General features: G+C 60.5%; 19 protein-coding genes. 14 read left to right on the top strand and 5 right to left on the bottom strand.

All coding sequences use genetic code 11. The annotated features are described in order from the left end of the window. The first annotated feature begins 245 nt into the window (after positions 1-245). From BLT00_RS02720 to BLT00_RS02710, 3 genes are all read left to right on the top strand, one after another. On the top strand, positions 246-2,108 hold the full coding sequence (locus BLT00_RS02720) for an ATP-binding protein (protein ID WP_092142041.1): 1,863 nt from the start codon (positions 246-248) through the stop codon (positions 2,106-2,108). A gap of 88 nt (positions 2,109-2,196) precedes the next feature. Next, positions 2,197-3,435, top strand: coding sequence for a porin (locus BLT00_RS02715; protein ID WP_092142043.1), 1,239 nt, complete (start codon positions 2,197-2,199; stop codon positions 3,433-3,435). A gap of 11 nt (positions 3,436-3,446) precedes the next feature. Beyond that, positions 3,447-3,884, top strand: coding sequence for a substrate-binding domain-containing protein (locus tag BLT00_RS02710; protein ID WP_092142045.1), 438 nt, complete (start codon positions 3,447-3,449; stop codon positions 3,882-3,884). Positions 3,885-3,893: 9 nt separating this feature from the next. On the opposite strand, the gene BLT00_RS02705 is transcribed toward BLT00_RS02710, so the two are convergent. Continuing rightward, positions 3,894-6,266 (bottom strand): putative bifunctional diguanylate cyclase/phosphodiesterase, encoded by a 2,373-nt coding sequence (locus BLT00_RS02705; protein WP_092142047.1) that lies wholly within the window; start codon positions 6,264-6,266, stop codon positions 3,894-3,896. Positions 6,267-6,619: 353 nt separating this feature from the next. Here BLT00_RS02705 and BLT00_RS02700 point away from each other — a divergent pair, with 353 nt between their 5' ends. Next, the gene (locus tag BLT00_RS02700; RefSeq protein ID WP_092142049.1) at positions 6,620-7,630 is read left to right on the top strand and encodes a response regulator; all 1,011 of its coding nucleotides are present in this window, start codon (positions 6,620-6,622) and stop codon (positions 7,628-7,630) included. A gap of 3 nt (positions 7,631-7,633) precedes the next feature. Continuing rightward, positions 7,634-8,587 (top strand): GGDEF domain-containing protein, encoded by a 954-nt coding sequence (locus BLT00_RS02695; protein ID WP_092142051.1) that lies wholly within the window; start codon positions 7,634-7,636, stop codon positions 8,585-8,587. A gap of 96 nt (positions 8,588-8,683) precedes the next feature. Here BLT00_RS02695 and treA read toward each other — a convergent pair whose 3' ends face one another. From treA to BLT00_RS02680, 3 genes are all read right to left on the bottom strand, one after another. Further along, positions 8,684-10,312, bottom strand: a complete 1,629-nt coding sequence (gene treA, locus BLT00_RS02690) for an alpha,alpha-trehalase TreA (RefSeq protein WP_092142726.1) — start codon at positions 10,310-10,312, stop codon at positions 8,684-8,686. 84 nt (positions 10,313-10,396) lie between these two features. Beyond that, complete coding sequence (locus tag BLT00_RS02685; protein WP_092142053.1) at positions 10,397-11,275, bottom strand: hypothetical protein; 879 nt, start codon at positions 11,273-11,275, stop codon at positions 10,397-10,399. A gap of 516 nt (positions 11,276-11,791) precedes the next feature. Beyond that, complete coding sequence (locus BLT00_RS02680) at positions 11,792-13,348, bottom strand: carbohydrate porin (RefSeq protein WP_092142055.1); 1,557 nt, start codon at positions 13,346-13,348, stop codon at positions 11,792-11,794. A 170-nt stretch (positions 13,349-13,518) separates the two neighbouring features. Here BLT00_RS02680 and BLT00_RS02675 point away from each other — a divergent pair, with 170 nt between their 5' ends. The 6 genes from BLT00_RS02675 to BLT00_RS02650 all read left to right on the top strand — a co-directional run bounded on the left by BLT00_RS02675 (position 13,519) and on the right by BLT00_RS02650 (position 20,363). After that, on the top strand, positions 13,519-14,793 hold the full coding sequence (locus tag BLT00_RS02675) for an ABC transporter substrate-binding protein (protein WP_063321668.1): 1,275 nt from the start codon (positions 13,519-13,521) through the stop codon (positions 14,791-14,793). Between the two features lie 21 nt (positions 14,794-14,814). Continuing rightward, positions 14,815-15,780, top strand: a complete 966-nt coding sequence (locus BLT00_RS02670) for a carbohydrate ABC transporter permease (protein ID WP_063321669.1) — start codon at positions 14,815-14,817, stop codon at positions 15,778-15,780. Then, on the top strand, positions 15,777-16,619 hold the full coding sequence (locus BLT00_RS02665) for a carbohydrate ABC transporter permease (protein ID WP_063321670.1): 843 nt from the start codon (positions 15,777-15,779) through the stop codon (positions 16,617-16,619). The genes BLT00_RS02670 and BLT00_RS02665 overlap by 4 nt, the downstream gene beginning before the upstream one ends. Positions 16,620-16,650: 31 nt before the next feature. After that, positions 16,651-17,796, top strand: a complete 1,146-nt coding sequence (locus BLT00_RS02660; RefSeq protein ID WP_072339074.1) for an ABC transporter ATP-binding protein — start codon at positions 16,651-16,653, stop codon at positions 17,794-17,796. Further along, positions 17,793-19,295, top strand: coding sequence for a glycoside hydrolase family 32 protein (locus BLT00_RS02655; RefSeq protein ID WP_092142057.1), 1,503 nt, complete (start codon positions 17,793-17,795; stop codon positions 19,293-19,295). Before BLT00_RS02660 ends, BLT00_RS02655 begins: the two co-directional genes overlap by 4 nt. A gap of 75 nt (positions 19,296-19,370) precedes the next feature. After that, complete coding sequence (locus BLT00_RS02650; protein ID WP_092142059.1) at positions 19,371-20,363, top strand: LacI family DNA-binding transcriptional regulator; 993 nt, start codon at positions 19,371-19,373, stop codon at positions 20,361-20,363. A 143-nt stretch (positions 20,364-20,506) separates the two neighbouring features. Here BLT00_RS02650 and BLT00_RS02645 read toward each other — a convergent pair whose 3' ends face one another. Continuing rightward, positions 20,507-21,094, bottom strand: coding sequence for a TetR/AcrR family transcriptional regulator (locus tag BLT00_RS02645; protein ID WP_092142062.1), 588 nt, complete (start codon positions 21,092-21,094; stop codon positions 20,507-20,509). 170 nt (positions 21,095-21,264) lie between these two features. Here BLT00_RS02645 and BLT00_RS02640 point away from each other — a divergent pair, with 170 nt between their 5' ends. From BLT00_RS02640 to BLT00_RS02630, 3 genes are all read left to right on the top strand, one after another. Beyond that, entirely contained in the window at positions 21,265-22,359 is a 1,095-nt protein-coding gene (locus BLT00_RS02640) for an alkene reductase (RefSeq protein ID WP_092142065.1), read from the top strand. 76 nt (positions 22,360-22,435) lie between these two features. Then, positions 22,436-23,224, top strand: coding sequence for an SDR family NAD(P)-dependent oxidoreductase (locus BLT00_RS02635; RefSeq protein WP_092142068.1), 789 nt, complete (start codon positions 22,436-22,438; stop codon positions 23,222-23,224). A gap of 99 nt (positions 23,225-23,323) precedes the next feature. Then, positions 23,324-24,340, top strand: a complete 1,017-nt coding sequence (locus BLT00_RS02630) for an NADP-dependent oxidoreductase (RefSeq protein WP_092142071.1) — start codon at positions 23,324-23,326, stop codon at positions 24,338-24,340. Positions 24,341-24,439 lie beyond the last annotated feature (99 nt).

Genomic DNA, 24,439 nt, shown 5'->3' with positions numbered 1-24,439 from the left:
AAAAACCGATCACGTCCCAAGGACAATCGACCAATCAGGTATTGCTAACCAGGATTGCGGCATAGGCCTGGGGAATCAAGGCTATCGGACCGTATCACCGCGCACTGGCAGGTACGGTTTGTGGTCTATAGTTCCTAGCAAATCCGAAATATTTTCGCTCGTGCAACCTGGAGCAACATCCTCTCGAGCCATAAACCGCGTCGGATAACCACCCGCCTTCAATAGTGAAATGCAGGGAGCACACTATGCCGAACCAGCGGCCCGAGACACTGAGGTTGGCCCCTGGCCCTGCCCATCATGCAGAGATTGATGGCGATACCGAGGCCGGCGTATTTCGGTTTGGCATCGACCAGGCCAAGGAAGCCTACATTCTGTTTCCGATGCTGGCCGCGTTGCTGTTGCTGGCCATCTGGACCGCGACCCTGTACCTGATCAAGGTTGAACATGCCCGCGCGCAGCAGAGCGCCGCGACGGCAAGCCTGGAGATGGGCGCCACCTATGAAGCGCAAATGTTGCGCGCCATTCACGAAATCGATCAAACCCTCAAACTGGTCAAATACACCTACGAAGCTGAAGGTGAGCCTAATCCCTTGCGCCGTCTCCAGGAGCGGGCCTTGTTGCCGCCGGCCTTGGTGTTCGACGTCAGTGTGGTCAGCCCGGACGGCAGGCTCGTGGCAAGCACGCGGGTCAACGAGCGGGAAAATATCGCCGACCCGGATGAGCAGCAAACGCTGCGCCATAGCGACTCACTGTCCATCAGCCACCCGTGGAAAAGCCCTGTCACCGGAGAATGGCGCCTGCGTTTCAGCCGGCGACTCGACGCGAAGGATGGCAGGCTTTCCGGGATCGCCAGGGTCGAGGTCGATGCGGCCTATTTTGTCAGCAGCTACGACGCCTCGAAACTCGGCGACCAGGGTGCGCTCGGGCTCCTTGGCACCGACGGCATCTTCCGCGTACGGCGCACCGGGGAAACGGTACTGGCCGGCGATACGGTCAATTACAGCGCCGTGGTGCCGGACGCCGAAAACACCGAGACCGTGCTCTCGGTCAACGGATGGGACGGGGTGCGGCGCTACACCAGTGCCCGCCAGCTCTACGACTTTCCGTTGGCGGTGATTGTGGGCTTGTCCGAGCAAGAGCAACTGGCCGCGGTGAACCAGCAAGCGCGCACCTATCTCTGGCGCGCCGCAGGCGGCAGCCTGGTGCTGGTGTTGTTGGTGAGCCTGCTCGCCCGGATGAGCTGGCAACTGGCGCAGAGCCGTTTGCGCGCCGCCGAAGCCCAGACGCAACTGGCCGCGGCCGCCCGTCAAGCCGGCATGGCCGAAATCGCCACCAACGTCTTGCACAACGTGGGCAATGTGCTCAACAGCGTGAATATCTCCGCCGACCTGGTCACCCGCAAGCTGCGTACCAGCAAGGCCTTGGGGCTCGGCAAAGCGGTGCAAATGATGAACGAGCATGCCGAGGACCTCGGCGACTTCATCTCCCACGACGAAAAAGGCAAGCTGCTGCCCGGCTACCTGAACCAACTGGTAGACGCGCTTGCGATCGAGCAACAGAGCATGGCCGAGGAACTTGGCCAGCTGACTAAAAGCGTTGACCACATCAAGGAAATCGTTTCCGCCCAGCAATCGTATGCGGGCACCTCTACCATTGCCGAAACCGTGCAGATAAAGGAACTGATCGAGGATGCCTTGCGCATGAACGCCGGCATCATCGCGGCGCGCCAGATAACCGTGGTACGAAACTTTGCCGAAACGCCCTTGTTGCTGTTGGACAAGCACCGGGTGCTGCTGATCCTGGTCAACTTGATAAAAAACGCCAGCAGGGCGATGGATGACAAGCCTGAGCTTGCTCACCAGATCATCCTTCAGAGTGAGATGCACCAAGGAGACACCCTGGTGATCAAGGTCATCGACAATGGCGAAGGCATCGCGCCCGAGAACCTGACGCGAATCTTTGCCCATGGCTTTACCACGCGCAAGGACGGTCATGGTTTTGGTCTGCACAGCTGCGTCCTGGCGGCCATGGAGATGGGCGGTTCACTGGAAGCCCACAGCGATGGCCCGGGAACAGGGGCGACCTTTACGCTCAAATTGGCGATCTAGGCTACGCTTCGGTGGTTTCACGCAGTTTCAGCCAACGTTACAAGGAACAGACGAATGGCGCTCCATGCAACGAGGTCACGTTGACCCTATGGCGACAAGACCCAATACACTGGCCCTGGCCGTCATGACGCTGTATGCCGGCGGTTCCAGCGCCGATACAGCCGATACGTCGATGTTCTCGTTGAGCAGCTTCGGCACGGTGGGGATCGTTCACTCCAGCGAGAAAAAAGCCGACTTCACATCCAGTATCTTCAAGCCCAACGGCGCGGGGCATTCGCGCAACTGGAGCGCCGACGTCGACAGCCTGATCGGTGCCCAGCTGACCGCCACGTTCACCCCGCAGCTGTCAGCTGTGGTGCAGGTCATTTCCGAGCAGCGCTACGACAACAGTTACCGACCCTTTGTCGAGTGGGCCAACATCAAGTACCAGTTCACGCCGGACTTCAACGCACGCATTGGCCGTACCGTGTTGCCGTCGTTCCTGGTCTCCGACACCCGCAAAGTGGGCTATACCCTGCATTGGGTGCGAGCGCCCATGGAGGTCTACAGCCTGATGCCGATTTCCAGCAGCGACGGTATCGATGGCAGCTACCGGTTTCGAGTCGATGAAATCACCAACACAGTGCACGCCCACTACGGCCAGACCGACAGCCGCGACTCCGACGGGACCGGCAAGGCGCTGACGAGAAATCTCTGGGGGGTCACCAACACCACCGAGCTTGGCGTCCTCACCACACGCATCACCTACATGAAGGCCGACCTGACCCTGGAGCCGTTCAATTCACTCTTCGATACCTTCAGGGCGTTCGGTCCGGAAGGCGTCGCCATCGCCGATCGCTACGATTCCGATGACACCCCCGTCGACTTTATCGGCTTGGGTGCCAGCTACGATCCGGGCAACTGGTTCGTCATGAGTGAATGGGGGCGTCTGGATAGCCGTTCCGGCCTGGGCAGGACCAGCGCCTGGTACATCAGCGGCGGGTACCGCATCGCAGCGTTCACCCCCTATGTCACCTACGCGCGCTCCAGAACCGAAACAGAAGTCTCCAGCCCGGGCCTGACGCTATCGGCCTTGCCGCCGGCCCTGGCGGGCACGGCCGCCGAGCTCAACGGTGCGCTCAACAGCATCCTGGGCTCAAACGAAGGCCAGCAGACCCTTTCCTTGGGCGTGCGCTGGGACTTCACCAAGAACATGGACGCCAAAGTGCAATTCGATCACACACGTTTCAAGGGCAACTCGGTCGGTCCGTTGATCAACCCCCAACCGGACTTCACGTCGGGGGGTTCGCTCAACGTCATCAGCCTGGCTGTTGATTTTGTCTTCTGATGGAGCAGGCCATGTGGGTTGTGAGACTCATCGGATTCGCCATGGCGGGGCTCGCCCTGTGCGCCGCCAGCGCTGCCGTCAAGGCCGAGGTGGTGGTGGTCGTCGCCGCGTCCAGCCCGGTGAAGACGCTCACGCGCAATCAGGTGGCGGATATTTTCCTCGGCAAGACCAGTCGTTTCCCCGACGGAGGACAGGCAACGCCCATTGACCTGACGGAAGATTCGCCGACCCGCGACGAGTTCTACACAACGTTCACAAGCAAGTCCGCCTCCCAGCTCAAGGCGCACTGGTCGAAAATCATCTTTACCGGCAGAGGCCAACCGCCCCAGGCTGTTTCAAGCAGTGCGGAGGTCAAGAAGCGTGTTGCAGAGAACCCCGGCACCATTGGCTATATCGATGCTCAGGAGGTAGACGGCAGCGTCAGGGCACTGCCGCTTGACCCGCAATAAGCGCGGGCCTCAGGTATCGAGATCCGTGCCAGCCGCCTGGGCTTGCAGCAACACCTTGAACTGATCGGCGGGCACCGGTTTGTTGAAGTAGAACCCCTGGAATTCGTCGCAGGCATTGTCGCGCAGGAAATCGGCCTGCGCCTTGGTTTCCACGCCCTGGGCCACCACGGTCAGGCTGAGGGTCCGGCCCATGGCAATAATGGCCTCGGTCAGGGCTTTGTCTTCCGACACGCTGCTGGTATCGCAGATACACGAGCGGTCGATCTTGATGACATCCAGCGGAAACTGTTCGAGGGCAGAGAGCGAAGAATAGCCAATGCCGAAATCATCGATGGCGATGCGGACCTGCAGGCGCTTGAGCCCGGTCAACACGTTCAACGCTCTCTTGACGTCCTGCATGAGCAGGCTCTCGGCGATCTCCAGCTCCAGCAGACGTGCATCCATACCGGTTTCGGCCAATATCTCAGCCAGGTCCGTGAGCAGGTTCTCATCGGCAAACTGCCGTGCCGTGAGATTCACGGCGACCCCCAGGCATGGTAATCCCTGTTGCTGCCAGGCCACGTTTTGCTGGCAGGCGGTCTTGAGCACCCACTTGCCGATCGGCACGATCAAACCGGTCTCTTCCGCTACCGGGATGAATTGCATCGGTGCCACGATACCCAGGTCCGGGTGATTCCAGCGCAGCAGCGCTTCCATGCCGGTAATGCGGCCACTGCCAATATCTCGCTTGGCCTGGTAGTGAAGCTGGAACTCGTGGCGCTCCAGGGCGTGGCGCAAGCTCAGCTCCAGCGTCATCCGTTCCAGTGAGTCCGCGTTCAGCTTCGCGGAGTAGAACTGGAAATTGTTCTTGCCGCACTGCTTGGCCTGGTACATCGCGATATCGGCGTTTTTCTTGAGGGTCTGCTCGTCCAGGCCATCCTGTGGGAAAACGCTGATGCCGACGCTGGCGGTCACCCGGAACTCCTGACCCTGGAGGTTGAAAGGCCGGGCAATGGCCCCAAGGATTTTCTGGGCAGTGGTTGCCACGTCCTTGTCATCGGACAGCTCTGGCAGCAGGATCACGAACTCGTCGCCGCCCAATCGAGCCACCGTATCGCTGCTGCGCAGACACGCCTTGAGTCGCAGCGCCACCTCCTTGAGCAATTGATCGCCGGCATCGTGCCCAAGCGTATCGTTGACTTGTTTGAAGCGGTCGAGGTCAAGGAACAGCACCGCCAGTTGCCGATGATAACGACTTGCCTCACCGATGCTCTGGCTCAACAGCTTGCTGAACAGACTGCGATTGGGCAACGCCGTAAGGCCGTCGTGATAAGCCAGATACTCGACATTTTCGGCGTAGGCAATTTTCGCTTCGCCTGCGCGCAGACGGCTTTGCACCAGTTGCCAGCTCATCCGGGCGAGCAGCCCCGCCAACAACACCAGCAACAGGCTGCCGCCGGCCGTGCGCCAGAGGTAGGTGTGCGCTTGCCGCGTCACTGTGGCCAGTTGTTCTTCTTCGGACAACCCGACGATCACCGCCAGCGGAAAATCGTAGAGCTGACGGGCGCTGGTGTAGCGCCGCACGCCGTCCGTCCCGTTGATCAAGCGTACGGCGTCAGTGTTTTCGGTGTCCGGCACCACGGCGGCGTAATCGACCTCATTGCCGGCCGATATCGCTTCCCCACTACGCCGTGCCCGAAAGACGCCGTCGATGCCCAGCAGGCCGAGCAAGCCCTGATTGCCAAGCTTCGAGGTGTCATAACTGCTGACGAAATAAGCCGCATCGACTTCAACCATGGCGATCCCGGCGAATGCGCCATCCCCCGTGTCGAGCCGCCGGCTGAAACGTAGCTTCCACTCCCCCGTCGCCGGGCTTTTCCACGGGCGGCTGATCGACAGTGCAGTGTCACGCCCCACCGTTTGCAGCTCATCCTTGGCAATCTGGTTTCCGACCTCACTCGATTGGGTACTGGCCACGACCAGCCCCCTGGCATCCACCACGCTGACATCAAATAAATAAGGTGAAGGCAGCAAGGCGCGTGCCTTGAGCTTGGGCAGCGGGTTTGTCTCGCGCTCGGACTCGTAGGTGTACTTGACGAGTTTGAGGGTCTGGTCGATTTCACGCACGGCCCGTAGGATCTGCGCTTCGTAGGTGGCGCCGATTTCCAGGCTCGCCTCGGCGATGCCCCGCTGCGCGCGGGTCTGTTCGACCTTGATCAGGTACAGGGTGCCCGCCCAGATGACCGACAACAGGAGAGCCGCCAACAGCGGGAACAGAATGTAGGCTTCCTTGACCTGATCGAAGCGGCGCCGAAACAGATCGCCCGTCGCATCGGACAAGGGGTTTTCACGAGGGGCAACATCCTGGGCCGACGTCAGTACACTCGCCCGTTGGATCGCCATGGTGTGCTCCCTGCATTGTTCACTGCTGACGGCCTGCGAATATCCGACGCGGCAATGCTGCGAGGCGTCCATGGTTCCTGGCCGCCGGCACTGAAGGATTCCGGACCTGCACAAAACTATAGACCACAAACTGTGCCTGCCAATGCCAATCGGCACGCCGACCGTGGCTTTGCACTGGTTGTAATGACGAAGTGCAGTTGACTCCCCTGACTTATTGGTCCAGTTTTTAATACAATAGTGCCCTGCAAGTCTTTCATGCAGGACGCAATGCCCGATAAATCCTGTTCGTTAATCAAGGGCCCCTGCCAGCCTATGAATGATGTACGTAGGACCTACCCTGCCGTTGAACGCCAATGGATGCCCCTGTGCCGTTGATTCCCCTGGTTGTGTGTGACGACTCCAACATGGCGCGCAAACAGGTGTTGCGCGCGCTGCCTGCAGACTGGCCGGTTTCGGTCACCGAGGCGGTCAACGGGTGCCAGGCGATGGACGCCATACGCCAAGGCCTGGGGCAAGTGGTGCTGCTCGACCTGACCATGCCGGAGATGGATGGCTACCAGGTGTTGAGCGCATTGCGCGCAGAGGGCTTGAAGGCGCAAGTCATCGTGATTTCCGGTGACGTCCAGGACGAGGCGGTGCGCCGCGTGCTTGAGCTGGGCGCGCTGGCGTTCCTGAAAAAGCCTTTTGACGAAAACGAACTGCGCCAGACCCTCACCCGGGTGGGGCTACTGACCCGATCCGACCAGGTGCCGTTGCAGAATCGTTCGGCCACGAACACGGCCATCGGTTTTCACGATGTGTTCCGCGAGACGGTCAACGTGGCCATAGGCCGGGCGGCGGCCCTGATCGCCAAGGTATTGGGGGTCTTTGTGCAGTTGCCGGTGCCGAACGTGAACATCCTCGAGGTCGGGGAACTGCATATGGCGCTCAACGACGTCGGCAGCTCCCAGCAACTCACGGCCATCTGCCAAGGTTTCATCGGCAGCGGCATCGCCGGCGAGGCCCTGCTGATATTCCATGACTCGGAAATCGCCGACATCGCGCAATTGATGCAGCGCGAGAGCGCCGATTATTCGGACCTGGAAATGTTGCTGGACCTTTCCAGCGTCTTGATCGGCGCGTGTCTCAGCAGCATTGCCGAGCAGATCGATGTGGTGTTTTCCCAGGGCCATCCGCAGATTCTCGGCCAGCACGCGGCCATCGAGGAACTGATCCAGGGCAACCGCATGCACTGGAAAAAGACCCTGGCAGTGGAAATCAGCTACAGCCTGGAAGGGCACGATATTCGCTTCGATCTGTTGCTGCTGTTCACGGAAGACTCCATCGAACGGTTGACCCACAAACTCGCCTATCTGATGAGCTGAGCCATGAACGATTCCATCGATCTGAACGAGTTTCACTGGTTGCTGGCCATCGTTCAGAGCATCGACGTCGGTGTCGTGGTGCTCGACCGAGAGTACCGTGTGCAGGTCTGGAACACCTTCATGGAGAACCGCTCGGGGGTGCAGCCCAAGGATGCCCACAATCAGCATTTTTTCAGCCTATTCCCTGAAATCGATCGCCAATGGTTCAGCCGCAAGGTGGAAAGTGTCGCGACCCTGGGCACGCCAGCGTTCACGGTCTGGGAGCAGCGCCCGTACCTGATTCGATTCAAGAGCTACCAGCCGATCACCGGCCAGGAAGCGTTCATGTACCAGAACACCACGCTGCTGCCGCTGCGCTCGCCTGACAACACCATCAAGCACATCTGCCTGGTGATCTATGACGTCACCGACGTCGCCACCAACCGGCATCAACTCCAGGCCGCCAACGCGCAGCTGCAGCTACTCTCCAGCACCGATCGGCTGACGGGGCTCTACAACCGCGGTCATTGGGAAAGCAACCTGAAAGCCGCCTACGCCCGGCACCAGCGCTACGGCCATGCGTTGAGCCTGGTGATGCTCGATATCGATCACTTCAAGCGGGTCAACGACAACTACGGTCACCAGGCCGGCGACAAGGTCATCGAGCAAGTCGCCAGGCTGTTGCGCGAACATGCGCGCGACTCCGATGTGGTCGGGCGATATGGCGGTGAAGAGTTTGGCGTGGTGCTTTCGGATACCGACAGCAGCGGCGCACACGCGTTCGCCGAACGCATGCGGCACTCAGTGGAGGCGCTGGAGGTGGTGTACAACGACCAGACCATCCGTTTCACCATCAGCCTGGGCGTGGCCGACCTGAGCCAGCCCTCGAACGACCACGCCGACCTGATCGCCAGGGCGGACCAGGCGCTGTATACGTCGAAAAAGACCGGACGCAATCGGGTGACGGTGCATGAATAGACATCCCACATTTTTTCCAGGTGATCGTGAGACTTGATGCCAACCACACATCCCCTGTGGGAGCGAGCTTGAACCCACAGGGGATGTGTACGGCGTTCACTTACCCACTAGGGTTGGGGGAGTCGCGCCATATTTACCCAGCAGCTTGAGCGTCACGCCATTTGTCCAGCCGAAGCCGTCCTGCAGTTCATATTCACCGCCTCCCCCGCCGTCACCGCGCCCGGACAGATCGTATTTCTCCACCAGCTTGTTTTCCTTGCGGTAAAGGCTCTCGACCTGCTGCAAGAAGCGGCTGCCAATTTGCTGCGCCAGGGCGGTTTGCTGGTATCGGTCCAGCCCCTCCACCGCGACCCATTGCAACGGTGCCCAGCCATTGGGTTCGTCCCACTGCTGGCCATTACTGACCTGGGTGGTGGCGATGCCGCCGGGGCGCAACAGGCCGTCACGTACCGCATCGGCGGTGCGATTGGCATGCTCGACAGACGCCAGCCCCGTATACAGCGGGAAAAGCGTCGCGGCCGTGAGCTGCTGGCGTGGCTGGTTGCGTTGCCAGTCGTAGTCCACGTAGAAACCTTTGTCGGCATTCCACAAATGCTTCTCGATGGCACGCTGGCGCAGCTCGGCGCGCCGGCCGTAAGCCTGGACACAGGGGATGTTCTGCACCGTCTCGCAAGCTTTGGCGATGGTGTTTTCGAGATGATAAATCAGGCTGTTGAGGTCCACGGGCACGATGGCCGTGGTGCGTATGCTCGCCAGGTTCTGGCCGTCGTCCAACCAGCGCGAGCTGAAGTCCCAACCGCTTTCAGCGCCGGCACGCAGGTCACGCCAGACCTCTTCCTTGGGCCGGTCCGGCGCTCGCTCGGCGGTGCTGACATCTTGCAACCAGGACTCCTGTCGAGGCGTCGGGCTGGCATCCCAATAGCGGTTGAGCACACTGCCATCGGCGAGTTTGACCACGTGTCGCGCGGCCGAACCGGGTTTGAGTGACTGGGCGCCCTCCATCCAATAGGCATACTCCTTCTGCAATTGCGGCAGGTATCGTCCATAGGCCTGGTCGCCTTCGATACGCGCCTGCAACTCCACCATGTAAGCGAAGAATGGAGGCTGCGACCGGCTCAAGTAGTAGGTGCGATTGCCGTTGGGAATGTGGCCGTAGGTGTCGATCATGTAGGCAAAGTTGTCGGTCATCTGCCGAACCTGGGCCTTATCACCGCTCTGCTCAAGTCCCAACATAGTGAAATACGAATCCCAGTAATACATCTCGCGAAAGCGTCCGCCGGGCACCACATAGGGCTGCGGCAGGGGCAACAAACTGCTGTAGGCCGGCACCTGGCGGTAGGATCGACTCAGTACCGGCCAAAGGCTGTCGATATGTTCCTTGATCGGAGCGCCGGGCTTGGGAGCCGGGCTTTCGACTTCGCCGGATTCGATGAAGTTGTCTTTCACGAAAGCCTTGATATCGAAGCCATCACGGTTGCGTCGGTCCAGGTAATCGGCGCGGATCTGCGCCGGCTCACGGTTGGGCAGTGCGTCCACGAAATGCTTCTGGTCGGTGAACACCTGCTCGCGTTGCACCGCTTCAAAGAGTTCGGGGTAGGTTTGGTCGGGAGGGAGATTGGCCCGTCCTTGAGCGTCTGCATAGCTCCATGTCGCGGGCGGCTGGCTTGAACACGCTACGCACAGCAGCGCGGCAAAGGAAAGGCTGGTGAAGTGCATAGGTCGCATCGGCTGCTCCATCATGTTGTCGTTCCTGACAAACGAGTGACATGACCGGATAGACCCGGGTTCAGTAAAAAATCTTCGATAGCCTCACTCGTATTGACTCAACTCATTCCATTGTCCGTTGAAGACACTGCCATCCTGCACCGAGGCCAAGGGAACACCGACCACATAGTTGATGTGGATGGCCTGGATGATTTCTTTCGTTGTCGCGCCGTTGCCCTGCGCCGCATCGAACATCGGATTGGAAACATTCGCCGAATCCACCCGCAATATCGCCAGGTTCTCGTACTGACCACTGACGATATGCTTGGCGTAAGTGCTGTACTGACTCTTGAGATGCTTCTCAGGGAACAAGTATACGCGGTGACGGGTGACTTCCTGTTCGTCGTCGGCCACCAGCTCTTCATAGGCATAGGCCAGTTCGCTGAGAAAATGCTGGTGGTGCAACGACAGATCCAGCCTATCGATCTCTTGGACTGCTTTGCCGTAAAAGGAATTCTTCGCCCTATGGGCCTTGGCCTGTCGCTCGTCGAACAAGTCCTCGTCCAACGGTGCCGAGACGCTGCGCAGCTTCTCGACGTACCTTGCCAGAATCTCTTTGAGGTCCGCGTCGGCCGCAACAACGCCTTTTTTTGCGGGAATGGGCGGATAGACACCGACCTGCTCGACATAGGGAATATCGTCTACGACGGCAAAATCCTTGTTGGAAAAAGCGATCTGCACCCTCGCCGTTGCCGCTCGCTCATTGAAAAGGATCGTGCGCGGTGAATAACCTGCCACCGCCAGGTCCTTGAGGAGCATCTTGAAGCGTGCAAGGCGATTGTGTTCGCGCATCTCAATCCGGTTCTTTTGAGTTGCACCGAATGCCTGGGCCGCGGATGCCTTTCGTTTGGCGGCGGGGGCCAGCCCGGCGGCGCTGATATTCGCCAGGTTAGCCTTGTTCGTCACATGGTAAAGAAATGACATGGCGCCTCCTTGGCTGTGCGGTGGACACGAAAATCACGTTGCCTCTACGAACCAGGCCCAGCACCCGAGCGCTGGCTGGGTGAATCAATCGGCCCCGGGGCCGGCAGGTTGATCCTAAGTACAGTAGCCCCAGTCCTTCCAAAAGCAACCCGTCGGTTGTAGATCCAGCAAAGGCGACCCGCATTCGGTCATGACAGGCCCAAGCAGCCGTCCACCCTGTCGGTCACTGAAATGCACTCAGTGCATCTGTGGGAAATCGGTCATTCCCACGCAGTGGTGGGAATGATCAAAACCAGCGGTTTGGCTTGTGTGGCGAGGGAGCTTGCTCCCGCTGGGTCGCGAAGCAGCCCCAGAACCTGCCGAATGCGGAGCATCAGACACACCGCACCCACCGGTTCACGACTGCTTCGCAGCCGAGCGGGAGCAAGCGCCCTCGCCACAGGTTCATCGTTTTTCCTGAGTGAGCCGCATTACCCGTGGGAGCGGGCTTGCTCCACACGTTTCAACTGACTGGCATCAGAACCAGGTTTCCATCTGGATGCCGTACTGCCAGACACCGCCGGCGTTGAAGTCAGTCTTGCCGAAGGAGTCCGTGGTGCTGTACCTGTCCAGGTCCGACGACCAGTTCATGACGCTGGCGAACAGGCGCAGCTCAGGACGCGTGAGCAGATCGCCCAGGTCGGGCTTGAAGGTCGGGGCGACCGTGAATTTCCAGAAGTTGCCGTCAACCGCATTGCGTTGCAGGTAGCCCTTGGGGTCCAGCTTCATGGTTTGCCAGCTCATCTCGTAGGCCATCTCGAAATTGCTGTTGATTTCATTGGCCAACCGCACGTTCAGGGTCATCCAACGGTAATCGTCGCCCTTGACGTAGCGGTCCTTGCTTTGCTCAGCCAGCAGGCTCGGGCCAATGCGCCAGTCGGACGCCAAGGGCGTTTCGCCGTACAGCGCCAGGCGCACCGCGCGGGCGTCATCGATCAGTTCGCCGTCCGAGCCAACGTTCTTGACCTCGGCCCCCAACCCCTGCCCATAGAGCAGCGCCGTCTTGAAGAAGCCTTCGCGGCCGAAAAAGTTTTTCTGGTGATTGGCGATCATGCTGTGCAAGCCGGAATCGGCCGGCGTCAGCCCCGCTTCGTTGGTGCGGGTAGCAAAGTCGTTTTTCTTCGAGCCGATGGCGTTGAACATCCACTGCCACTGCCCGCCGTCGAAAAACTGGTTGGACGTCAGGATGTAGCTTTCCACATCGGCATTGACGCCGCCCTCACTGAAATCGCCGTAGTTGCGACCGATCAATGAGTAGTTCGAGCGCCAGTTCTTGTTCATCTGTATATCGTAGATACCGCCACCGGTGCCGGCCAGATAGACAACGTCGGAGTCCAGCCAGTGGATGTCGAAATTGTCCCTGTCGAAGCGCTTGCCGGCCCACAGGGTGGAGTTTTCGAACATCGAGTTGCCCTTGAATGCCGCGAGGTGATCGAGTTCGGTAAACACCTGGCGCACGTTCAGGTTGCTTTCGTCGGCGGTCCAGTCGTTGGAGCTCTCCACACCATCGGCGATGGAAACCGTGAACTTGGAGTGGGTGCCGTTCTGCGCGTACTGCTCTTTCGACAGGTCGATGCGCATGTAGGTGTCGTCTTCGTTGCCGAGTCGCCCGACCGCGCCACCCACAGAACCGGCCGGAGTGGTGTACGGACCGCCACGACCACCGCCCAATCCATCATTGATCAGCAGCCCGGAGCGGGCGTAGCCCTTGAAGCTGAAGCCGTCGGTAAGGTGTGCGCCACTGCCCTGTTTCTGCGTGCTTTGCTGGCTGGCTTCGAGTTTTGCCAGGCGAGCGTCGAGCGTGGGGACCGTAGCGGCGGACGCCACCGGTTGCACAGCGGGCGTGGCGAGTTTGAGTTGCTGCAACTCCCTGGCGAGTGCCTGGGTTTGCTGTTCGGCGGCGGCTGCGCGTTTTTCCGCTGCGCTGGCACGGGCCTCGAAAGCGGCCATGCGCTCTTCCAGAGTCGCGGCCTGAGACGTGGTCGCCGCGGCGCCGAGCACGCCTGCGATTAGCCAGCTTGATGCTTTCTGCATGTGGATTTTCCCTGTTTTGTTTTTATTGTTCTGTTGCCGCGACCGGCCTTTTTCGCCCAGGTTCTGAATTGTCAAACCAAAGGAAAAAAAGGATGCCTCATCGCAAATACACTGCTACATTTGGCGATGTTAACGTTAACTTTTCTAAAAACAAAAATAAAGAGGGCTTTATGAAACAGCTCAAATCGATCCTTCCAGCGGCACTGCTCGGCCTGTGCGTCGGATTTCCATCCCTCTGCACTGCCGCCAGCCTGACGATTTCCTGCGGTGCCGTGGGTGCTGAATTGCAACTGTGCAAGGAGGCCGTCGAGGCGTGGTCGAAGCAGACCGGCAACAGCGTCGAAGTGGTTTCCACGCCTAACTCGGCGACCGAGCGGTTGTCGTTCTACCAACAGATCCTCAGTGCGCAATCCAGCGACATCGACATCATCCAGATCGACATGGTGTGGCCGGGAATGTTGGCCAAGCACTTGATGGACCTGCGCGAAGTGCTTCCTGCCAACGCGACCCAGGGTTACTTCCAGGCCCAGGTGGACAACGCTACGGTGAACGGGCGCCTGGTGACCATGCCGTGGTTCACGGACTCGGGGCTGCTGTATTACCGCAAGGACCTGCTCGAGAAGTACAACAAGCCCGTGCCCCAGACCTGGGAAGAAATGACCACGACTGCCAGGGCTGTCCAACAGGCCGAACGCGCTGCCGGGAACGCCAATGCCTGGGGTTATGTATTCCAAGGGCGCGCCTACGAAGGCCTGACGTGTAACGCACTGGAATGGATCAGCAGCCAGCCGCAAGGCGGGCTGGTCAATCAGCAAGGCGACATCGTGGTCAACAGCCAGGCCTCAAGGGCCGCATTGACCCTGGCCAAAAGCTGGGTGGGAGACATCTCCCCGCGTGGCGTACTCAATTACACCGAGGAAGAAGGACGCGGCGTCTTCCAGTCGGGCAATGCGTTGTTCATGCGTAACTGGCCTTATGTCTGGGCCCTGGTGCAAAGCCAGGACAGCGTCGTGAAGGACAAGGTCGGCGTCGCTCCCCTGCCCCGCGGCGGCGAGACGGGCACCCATGCGTCCACCCTCGGCGGCTGGGGCCTGGCGGTGTCGCGCTACAGCGCCAACCCCAAGCTCGCCGCAGAACTGGTGAGCTACCTGAGCAGCGCCCAACAACAGAAACACCGCGCCCTGGTGGGTGCCTACAACCCGGTGATCGAGTCGCTATACCAGGATCCCGAGTTGCTCGCGGCCATGCCGTACTACAGCCAACTGCGCAGCATCCTCAATGATGGGGTCATGCGCCCTGCTTCAATCACCGCCGACCGCTATCCACGGGTCTCCAATGCTTTCTTCGATCAAGTGCACGGCGTGCTGGCAGACGAACGGCCGGTCGATCAGGCGTTGGCCGAACTGGAAAGCGAACTCACGCGCATCAAACGCCGGAACTGGTAAGCCACAAGGAAGGAAATCACCATGTCTGTCTCCACTACACTCGCCCCCGGCGACGACGAGTACCTGCTCAATCGGGAAACGCCGGTACAACGCCGTCGCGTTCGCGCCGCCTGGCTGTTCCTCAGCCCGATGTTGCTATGCCTGGCCCTGGTGGCGGCCTGGCCGCTGCTGCGCACATTCTGGTTCAGCCTGACCGACGCCAGCCTGGCCGACACGGGCGATGCAACCTTTGTCGGCTTGAGCAATTATCTGTTTCACAGCAGCGCGGGCTGGTCCGGCATCCTGGTCGATCCGCAGTGGTGGAACGCGGTGCGCAACACCCTGCATTTCACCGTGGTGTCAGTGGGATTGGAAATCGTACTGGGGCTGATGGTGGCGTTGCTGCTGAACGTCAAGTTCACTGGACGCGCGCTGGTGCGGGCGTTGATCCTGATCCCCTGGGCAATCCCGACCATCGTCTCGGCGAAAATCTGGTCATGGATGCTCAACGACCAGTTCGGCATCATCAATCACCTGATGCTCGGCCTCGGCCTGATCGATGCGCCACTGGCCTGGACAGCCGACGCGGACCTGTCGATGTGGGCAGTGATCATCGTCGACGTCTGGAAGACCGTGCCTTTCGTCACGCTGCTGATGTTGGCGGCCTTGCAGATGTTGCCCAGCGACTGCTACGAAGCCGCCAGGGTCGATGGCATTCACCCGGTGAAAGTGTTCTGGTGGGTCACCCTGCCACTGCTGATGCCGGCATTGCTGGTGGCGGCGATCTTTCGCATCCTCGATTCCTTGCGGGTGTTCGATGTCATCTATGTGCTGACCTCGAACTCATCGAGCACCATGAGCATGTCGGTCTATGCCCGTCAGCACCTGGTGGAATTCCAGGACGTCGGTTACGGCAGCGCCGCTTCGACCTTGCTGTTTCTGGTCGTGGCGGTAATCGCCATGGCGTACCTGTACCTCGGACGCCGTCAGCTGGAGGTTCGTTCATGAGCCCGCGCCTGCTGAAAAAGGCCCTGCTGCGCGCCGGGTTCTGGTGCCTGATCGGGATCTTGCTGCTGTACGCGGTCTTCCCGTTCTACTACGCCATCGTGACGTCGCTGAAGCCGTCCAGCGCCTTGTTCCAGGTGAGCTACTGGATCGATAACCCCGACTTCTCCAACTATGCCGCCGTGCTGGGCCAGGCCTCGTTCCTGCGGGCCATCGGCAACTCGCTGGTGGTTGCGCTGTGCGTGGTCGCGCTGGCGTTGCTCCTCAGCCTGACCGCCGCCTATGCCCTGGGCCGGGTGAAGTTTCGCGGACGCGGCGTGGTGTTGATGATGGTCCTGGGCGTCTCGATGTTTCCACAAGTCGCGGTGCTGTCGGGATTGTTCGAAGTGATACGTGCCCTGGGCCTGTACAACACGTCCTGGGCGTTGATCCTGAGCTACACGATCTTCACTTTGCCCTTCACCGTCTGGGTGCTGACCACCTTTATGGGACAACTGCCTCATGAGCTGGAAGAGGCCGCGATCATGGACGGTGCGTCACCCTGGGTCACGCTGACCCGCGTGCTGTTGCCGTTGCTCTGGCCGGCACTGGTCACCACGGGGCTTCTGGCCTTCATCGCCGCCTGGAACGAATTCCTGTTTGCCCTGACCTTCACCCTGACCGACTCGCAACGCACGGTCCCGGTCGCCATCGCGCTGATTTCCGGCGGCAGCCCTCATGAATTGCCTTGGGGCTTGTTGATGGCGGCGTCGGTGCTGGTCACGGTCCCATTGGTGATTCTGGTGCTGATCTTCCAGCGCCGCATCGTTTCCGGCCTCACTGCCGGTGCGTTAAAGGGTTGAGGCCCAACACAGACAAGAAAGGAACAGCATCGTGATCAAGTTGAAGCTGGACAACGTGAACAAACAATTGGGCGGCGCACGCATTCTTCGCGACGTCAGCCTGGAAATCTCGGCGGGTGAATTCGTGGTTTTCGTCGGCCCTTCGGGCTGCGGAAAGTCGACCTTGCTGCGGCTGATCGCCGGACTGGATTCGATCTGTGACGGCGACCTGCTGATCGACGGACGCCGGGTCAATGACCTGGAACCGCGCGAGCGTGGCGTCGGCATGGTGTTCCAGTCCTATGCGCTGTACCCGCACATGAGCGTCTACGACAACATCAGCTTTGGCCTCAAACTGGCCAAGACCGAAAAGGCCAGCCTGCGCGAGCGAGTGCTGAAAACCGCGCAAATCCTGCAGTTGGATAAACTGCTGCAGCGCAAGCCACGGGAACTGTCGGGTGGCCAGCGCCAGCGAGTGGCCATGGGCCGGGCCATGGCGCGGGAACCGGACATCCTGTTGTTCGACGAGCCACTGTCCAACCTCGACGCCTCTCTGCGCGTGCAGATGCGCAACGAAATCGCTCGGCTGCATGGGCGACTGGGCTCGACCATGATCTACGTGACCCACGACCAGGTTGAAGCGATGACCCTGGCCGACAAGATTGTCGTGCTCAATGGCGGCCGCATCGAGCAGGTCGGCTCGCCACGCGAACTCTATGAACACCCGGCCAGCCGCTTTGTCGCCGGTTTCCTCGGCTCGCCCAAGATGAACTTTCTGCCGGCGCGCCTGCACTCCCCAGGTGAAACCAGCCAGATCGACAGCCCTTTATTGGGCATGACGCCCCTTCCCTTCGACAGCGCCCACCTGGCGGCGGGCAGTCCGCTGACCCTGGGGATTCGCCCGGAACACATGTCGCTCAAAGCGGCGCAAGGCAGCGCCGGGGTCGGCGTGGTCGGGGTCGAATACCTGGGCAGCGAAACCTACGTGCACCTGGAGTCAGGCGAGGATGAACCGTTGATCTGTCGCTGCGAAGTCAACGCCGGATGGCGAGTGGGCGATCGGGTTGAACTGCAACTGGCGTTCGGCAGCGTGCATCTGTTCGACGCGGATGGCACGGCCTTGAGACGCCATCCTGCTGTTATTGAAGTCCTCCCGGAGGACGTCCCGCAGCGCTCGCCAAAAGCAGGCGCCCTATGACTGTGTCTGTGAATGCCATGAACGCCCCCATGCCCTCCCCCCTTGAACATGCGCAGCAGGCGCTGAGTGAAGGTCAGTCTCGTCTCATCGGCGATTATCGACCGGCCTATCATCTGGCGCCTGTCGCAGGCTGGATGAACGACCCTAACGGGGTGGTGTTTTTCCGTGGCGAGTATCACGTGTTCTACCAACACCACCCTTTCGATGCCAAATGGGGTCCGATGTATTGGGGGCACGCCAAGAGCACCGACCTGGTCCATTGGCAGCATCTGCCCCTCGCCCTGGCGCCAGGCGATGACTTCGACCGCCACGGCTGTTTTTCCGGTAGCGCGGTGGTGTGTGGCGACACCTTGGCGCTGATCTACACCGGGCACACCTGGCTGGGAGAAGTGGGCGACGAACGCTTTATCCGCCAGGTCCAGTGCCTGGCCACCAGTGACGACGGCATCCGGTTCGTCAAGCATGGCGCCGTCATCGAGAACGCGCCGCAAGAAACGATCATGCACTTTCGCGACCCCAAGGTCTGGCGGGAGGATGGCTATTGGTACCTGATTGCCGGCGCGCGCCTGGGCGACAAGCCGCTGTTGCCGCTGTACCGCTCCACCGACCTGCACACCTGGGACTTCCTCGACTACGTGTCCAGTGGCAATGAGGGCGATGGCTACATGTGGGAATGTCCGGACCTGTTTCGCCTCAACGGCTGTGACGTGCTGCTTTACTCCCCCCAGGGGATGAAACCCGAAGGTTACGAACGCCTCAACAAGTACCAGACCGGTTATCGCATTGGCCGGCTCGACAGCGAATGGCACTTCACCGGCGGGCCGTTCATCGAACTGGATAACGGTCACGATTTCTATGCCGCGCAAACCTTGGAGACCGCCGATGGTCGGCGCCTGGTGTGGGCTTGGCTGGACATGTGGGAAAGTCCGATGCCGAGCCAGGCCCATCACTGGTGCGGCATGCTCGGTTTGCCTCGCGAGCTTGAACTGCACGGCGATCGCCTTGGCGTGTTTCCGGCACGGGAACTGACCGCGCTGCGCCAGGCGCCGCTGCCGAGCGTCGCGCCGTGGGGCGAATCGGGCAGCCGTTGGGTGCCACAAGTGAAGGGCGACAGGCTCGAAATCCATGTGCATCTGGATCTGCTCGACTGCACCGAAGGCCACCTGGGCATCGCCTTGCGCTGCAGTGCCGATGAGCAGGAACAAACCCTGCTTTATTACGACGCGTCACTGCAACGCCTGGTACTCGATCGCAGCCGCTCGGGTGCGCAAGTGAACGGTCAGCGCAGCGTGTCGATCGAGCCTTCGCAAACACAACTGCACCTGCGGGTATTTCTCGATCGCTCGTCCATCGAGGTGTTCGAGGAAAACGGCCGCTTCAGCTTCAGCAGCCGCCTCTATCCGCGACCCGACAGCCTAGGAGTGAAACTATTGGCGAACGGGACTGGCGGGCGCGTCGCCATTCCCAAGGCGTGGCCGCTGGACTCGGGTTGGCTGTGAGTACCGTCATTCGAGTCGCGAGAAGCCCAGGGCCTGTGTCATGATTCTGCGTCAACCTGACTGGCCGCACTTCGCATGACTTCCGTGAAAGACGTTGCACAGCTGGCCGGCGTATCCCTGATGACGGTTTCGCGCGCGCTCAACACGCCGGAAAAACTGAGCCCCGAAACCCTTCAGCGGGTACGTCGCGCCATTGAGGAACTGCAATTCGTACCGAGCCTGTCGGCGCGCAGGATGCGCGGCGACAACCTGCAGGCGCGCACCATCGGTGTGTTCGCACTGGACACCGCGACCACGCCGTTTGCCGTCGAGTTGCTGCTGTCCATCGAACAGACCGCGCAGCAGGCAGGCTGGAACGTCTTCATCCTTAACCTGTTGAGCAACCCGCCCACCGACCAGAACATCGACCTGATGCTGTCGCACCGCCCCGACGGGTTGATCTTCAGTGCCATGGGATTGCGCCAGGTGAGCATTCCCGAACGACTCAAGAGCAAACCGCTGGTGCTCGCCAATTGCCTGGCCGATGACAGCCACTTGGTCAGTTATGTGCCGGATGATGAAGCCGGGCAGCATCGAGCCATGCAGCATGCGTTGAGCCAAGGCTATCGGCGCCCGCTGTGTATCAATTTGCCGAGGAAGAGTCTTGCCTGGAGCCTGCGTCAACAAGGCCTGAAACGCGCCTGTCAGGCCGTCGGGCTGGCACCTGAAGCACTCTTGCAGTACGACCTGTCCGATCACGACGCCTATGATGAAACCGCCGCCATTCTCGACCGGCATATCGTTGACGGCCGTCCGCAATTCGACATCCTGGTCTGCGGCAACGACCGCATTGCCTTTTGCGCCTATCAGTTGTTGCTGGGGCGCGGCCTGAAAATTCCCGACGATGTCGCAGTGCTCGGCTATGACAACATGATCGGCATCGCCGAACTGTTCATGCCGCCACTGACCACGGTACAACTGCCGTACTACGAGATCGGTCGCCAGGCGGCCCGGCACCTGATCGAGAACCTCGAGGTATCGGGCGCCCAGCCGGTGGATTGCCCCCTGGTGGTCAGGGCGTCGCTATAAGACCGCCGACAAACCCGTGGCGAGGGAGCTTGCTCCCGCTTGAGTGCAAAGCACTCACAAAAAAGGCCGCTTCGCAGCCCAGCGGGAGCAAGCTCCCTCGCCACGGGTGCACCGTTTTTCTTAAGTGAACAGCATTTTGATCACTAAGGCTGCTTCGCAGGCGACGACGGCAGCGCCGCGATGATCCGGGCGCGGCACACCTCGAGGATTTCATCGGCCAGCGCGGAATCGTCCGGGCAGGCCCGTGACAGCACGATCGCACCGACGGCATGCGCCAACATGTCGAGCATTTTTGCCCTGATCGCTTCCTGCGGCGCGTCTTGCCCGGCCTCGTACCGGCTTTCGAGCGCGGCCAGCATGTCTTCGATGCCGTTGGCAAAGGTAGCCTTCAGCTCGGGCGATTGACGGGCAGCGTCGCCACACAGTGCCGCCATGGTGCAACCGCTACCCCGGCCGTCACGGTGGTCCCTGGACACGTAAAGATCGACGAAACCAGCTATGTCGATGCCCGCATTGTCGGTCAGCGACTGCGCAAGGCTATTCGCCGCCGCTTCGGCCATCAGGTCGGCCTTGGAGCCGAAATGCTTGTAGAACCCGCCATGGGTGAAGCCGGCGGCCGCCATCAGGTCCGCCACACCCACACCGTCAAAGCCTCGCTCGCGAAACAAGACAGAGGCCGTCTCGACGATGTGCTCCCGATTTGCCTGGGCCTGGGCCTTGGTCACCCTCATTTTTCACTCCCTCGTGCTGCTCGAAATTCATGCCCACATCATACATAGATGTCGAGCATAATCAAATTCGTTGACATCTTAGATTTCGATCATCATCCTAATGAAAAGCGCGCTCACCTCGCCAGGCTGCACGCGCTCCCCTTTATCCAAACCTACGGAAACAAGACGTCATGACCGACCAGATCCTGTTCACACCCTACACGTTGGGTGATCTCACGCTTTCCAACCGAGTGGTCCTGGCGCCGCTGACACGTAACCGTGCGGGGCAAGGTTTTGTGCCGAGCGAGTTCGCTGCCACTTACTACAGCCAGAGAGCGTCGGCAGGCCTGTTGATCTCCGAGGCCTCACAGATCTCCCAGCAAGGCCAGGGTTATCAGGACACCCCCGGGATCTACACCCAGGCCCAGATCGACGGCTGGCGCACGGTCACCGATGCCGTGCATGCCAAAGGCGGGCGGATTTTCCTGCAACTGTGGCATGTCGGCCGCGTTTCCCACGTCGACCTGCAAGCGAACGGTGCGGCGCCAGTGGCCCCCTCTGCTCTGCGTCCGGCGACCAAGGTATTCGTCAACAATCGTTTCGAAGACGTTTCCGAACCGCGAGCGCTGGACATCAGCGAGTTGCCCGGGATCGTCAACGATTTTCGCCAGGCCGCGGCGAACGCCATCGCCGCAGGATTTGACGGCGTAGAGATCCACGGTGCGAACGGCTACCTGTTGGACCAGTTCATCAAGGACGGCGCCAACGTGCGCACCGATGCCTACGGCGGCTCGATTGAAAATCGTGCTCGCCTGCTGCTGGAAGTGACGGCGGCAGTGGTGGACGAAGTCGGCGCCAACCGCACCGGCCTGCGCATCTCGCCGGTCTCGCCGGCCAATGGTGTGTCCAGCAGCGCGCCACAAGCCCAGTTCGACTACCTGATCGACCAGCTCAACACCCTCGACATCGTGTACCTGCATGTGGTCGAAGGCGCGACCGGTGGGCCGCGCGACGTTGCGCCCTTCGACTTCGGTGCCTTGCGCCAGCGCTTCAAAAACACCTACATCGCCAACAACGGCTACGACCGGGACCTGGCGACCTCACAACTCATCGAAGACAAGGCTGACCTGATCGCCTTCGGCCGGCCGTTCATCGGCAATCCAGACCTGGTGGAGCGACTCAGAACCGGTTCGCCTTTGTCGGCATTCAATCCCGCTACCCTCTACGGTGGTGGTGCGACGGGCTACATCGACTATCCAACGCTCGCTGAATCCAGCGCGCAGTAACACTGGCCAGACCCGACTGCGCGCCTGAATAACAGCGCGCGACTCGCTCATCGATACCTTGAAGAAGAGAATCTCCATGGACACTCGCACAACTGTTCTCATCACTGGCGCCTCCACCGGTATTGGCGCTGTCTATGCTCAACGCTTTGCGCAACGTGGACACGATCTCGTCCTGGTGGCCCGCGACAGCGCGCGCCTGGAAGCGCTGGCCGCCAAGCTGCGCAGCGAGCACAACGTTACCGTCGATATTCTCCAGGCCGACCTGACCCAGCTCGGCGACCTGACAACCGTCGAAGCCCGGCTGCGCGACGACGCCAACATCGGCATCCTGGTCAATAACGCCGGCGCCGCCCAATCCGGGACCTTCATCGAACAGTCGACCGACAGTGTCGCGCACCTCGTGTCGCTCAATACCACCGCGCTGGTCCGGCTGGCCAGCGCCATCGCCCCACGCCTGGTGGAAGCGGGTGACGGCGCGATCATCAACATCGGCTCCGTCGTCGGCCTGGCACCGGAGTTCGGTATGTCGGTCTACGGCGCGACCAAGGCGTTCGTGCTGTTTCTCTCCCAGGGACTCAGCCTGGAACTCTCTCCGAAAGGCGTCTACGTACAAGCCGTCCTGCCAGCGGCCACCCGTACCGAGATCTGGGAACGCGCGGGCATCGATATCAACACCCTGAATGAAATCATGGAAGTCGGAGACCTGGTCGATGCCGCGCTGGTCGGCTTTGATCGTCGCGAGCCGGTGACCATCCCGCCCTTGCATGAAGAAGCACGCTGGGATGCCTTGCAGGCCGCACGTCAAGGCCTGCTCGGGCAAATCCGGCAGTCCCATGTCGCCGAACGCTATCAAGACCCGGCGTGATCATCGTTTAGCAGGTGCCGGCGCAAAGGACAGCGCCGGTATTTCCGGATGCCGGGCCAAGTGATCACTGCACTGCATCCCTTATGAGAGCAAAGCACCATGAAGGCATTTTTAATCGACCGCTACGGCAAGCACAGTGGTCGTATCGGCGAGCTACCGGCCCCTGACGTGGGTGACCACGACGTTCTGGTCCGCGTGCAGGCTGCCAGCGTCAATTTGCTGGATTCAAAGATCAGCAAAGGCGAATTCAAGCTGATCCTGCCCTACTCCTTTCCCTTGGCATTGGGTCATGACTTGGCCGGGGTCGTGGTCCGCGTGGGATCCCGTGTCGAGCAATTCAAGCCGGGCGATGAAGTCTATGCCCGCGCCCCGGATGGGCACATCGGCACCTTCGCCGAGCAGATTTCAGTGAACGAAAATGCCCTGGCCGTGAAACCCGCAAACATCAGCATGGAAGAAGCCGCCGCCCTGCCCTTGGTCGCCCTGACCGCCTGGCAGGTACTGGTTGAAACCGCCCGCCTGAAGAAAGGCCAAAAGGTCTTCATTCAGGCCGGTTCAGGTGGCGTCGGCACCGTCGCCATCCAGCTTGCCAAGCACCTCGGCGCCTTCGTTGCGACCAGCACCAGCACCCCCAATGTGCCGTGGGTCAAAGCCCTGGGCGCAGACGTTGTCATCGATTACAAGCAGCAGGATTTCGCCAGCGTCCTGCAGGACTATGACGTCGTGTTGAACAGCCTGGGCGCCGATGAGCTGGAGAAATCGCTGAAGATCCTGAAACCAGGCGGCCAACTCATTTCCATCTCCGGCCCCCCCACCCCACAGTTCGCCCAGGCCCAGGGACTTTCCTGGGTGCTGAGACTGATCATGGGCCTGTTGAGCAGCGGTATACGCCGCAAGGCCCACCGAAAGGGAGTGAGCTACGCCTTCGTGTACATGCGTGCCAATGGTCCTCAGTTGCGGGAGATCACCACCCTCGTCGAGTCCGGCAGCATCAAGCCGGTGCTTGACCGATTCTTACCCTTCGACGCGACAGCCGATGCCCTGAGCTATGTCGAACAAGGACGATCGAAGGGTAAGGTCGTCATCAAGATCCACTCGGGAATGGCCGATGAGTGAAAGCGTATCGGCGCCGCAGAGTCTGGCGCACATTGATGCTTGAGCAATGAGGAGCGTCAGGCCGGTACCACCTGAAGCAAAAGCGCTGATTTGACCTGT

It is taken from the genome of Pseudomonas sp. NFACC51, from assembly GCF_900103575.1.
Classification (GTDB): Bacteria; Pseudomonadota; Gammaproteobacteria; order Pseudomonadales; family Pseudomonadaceae; genus Aquipseudomonas; species Aquipseudomonas fluorescens_Q.
The sequence above is the reverse complement of the archived record's forward strand: the minus strand, read 5'-3'. Positions and strand labels throughout refer to the sequence as shown.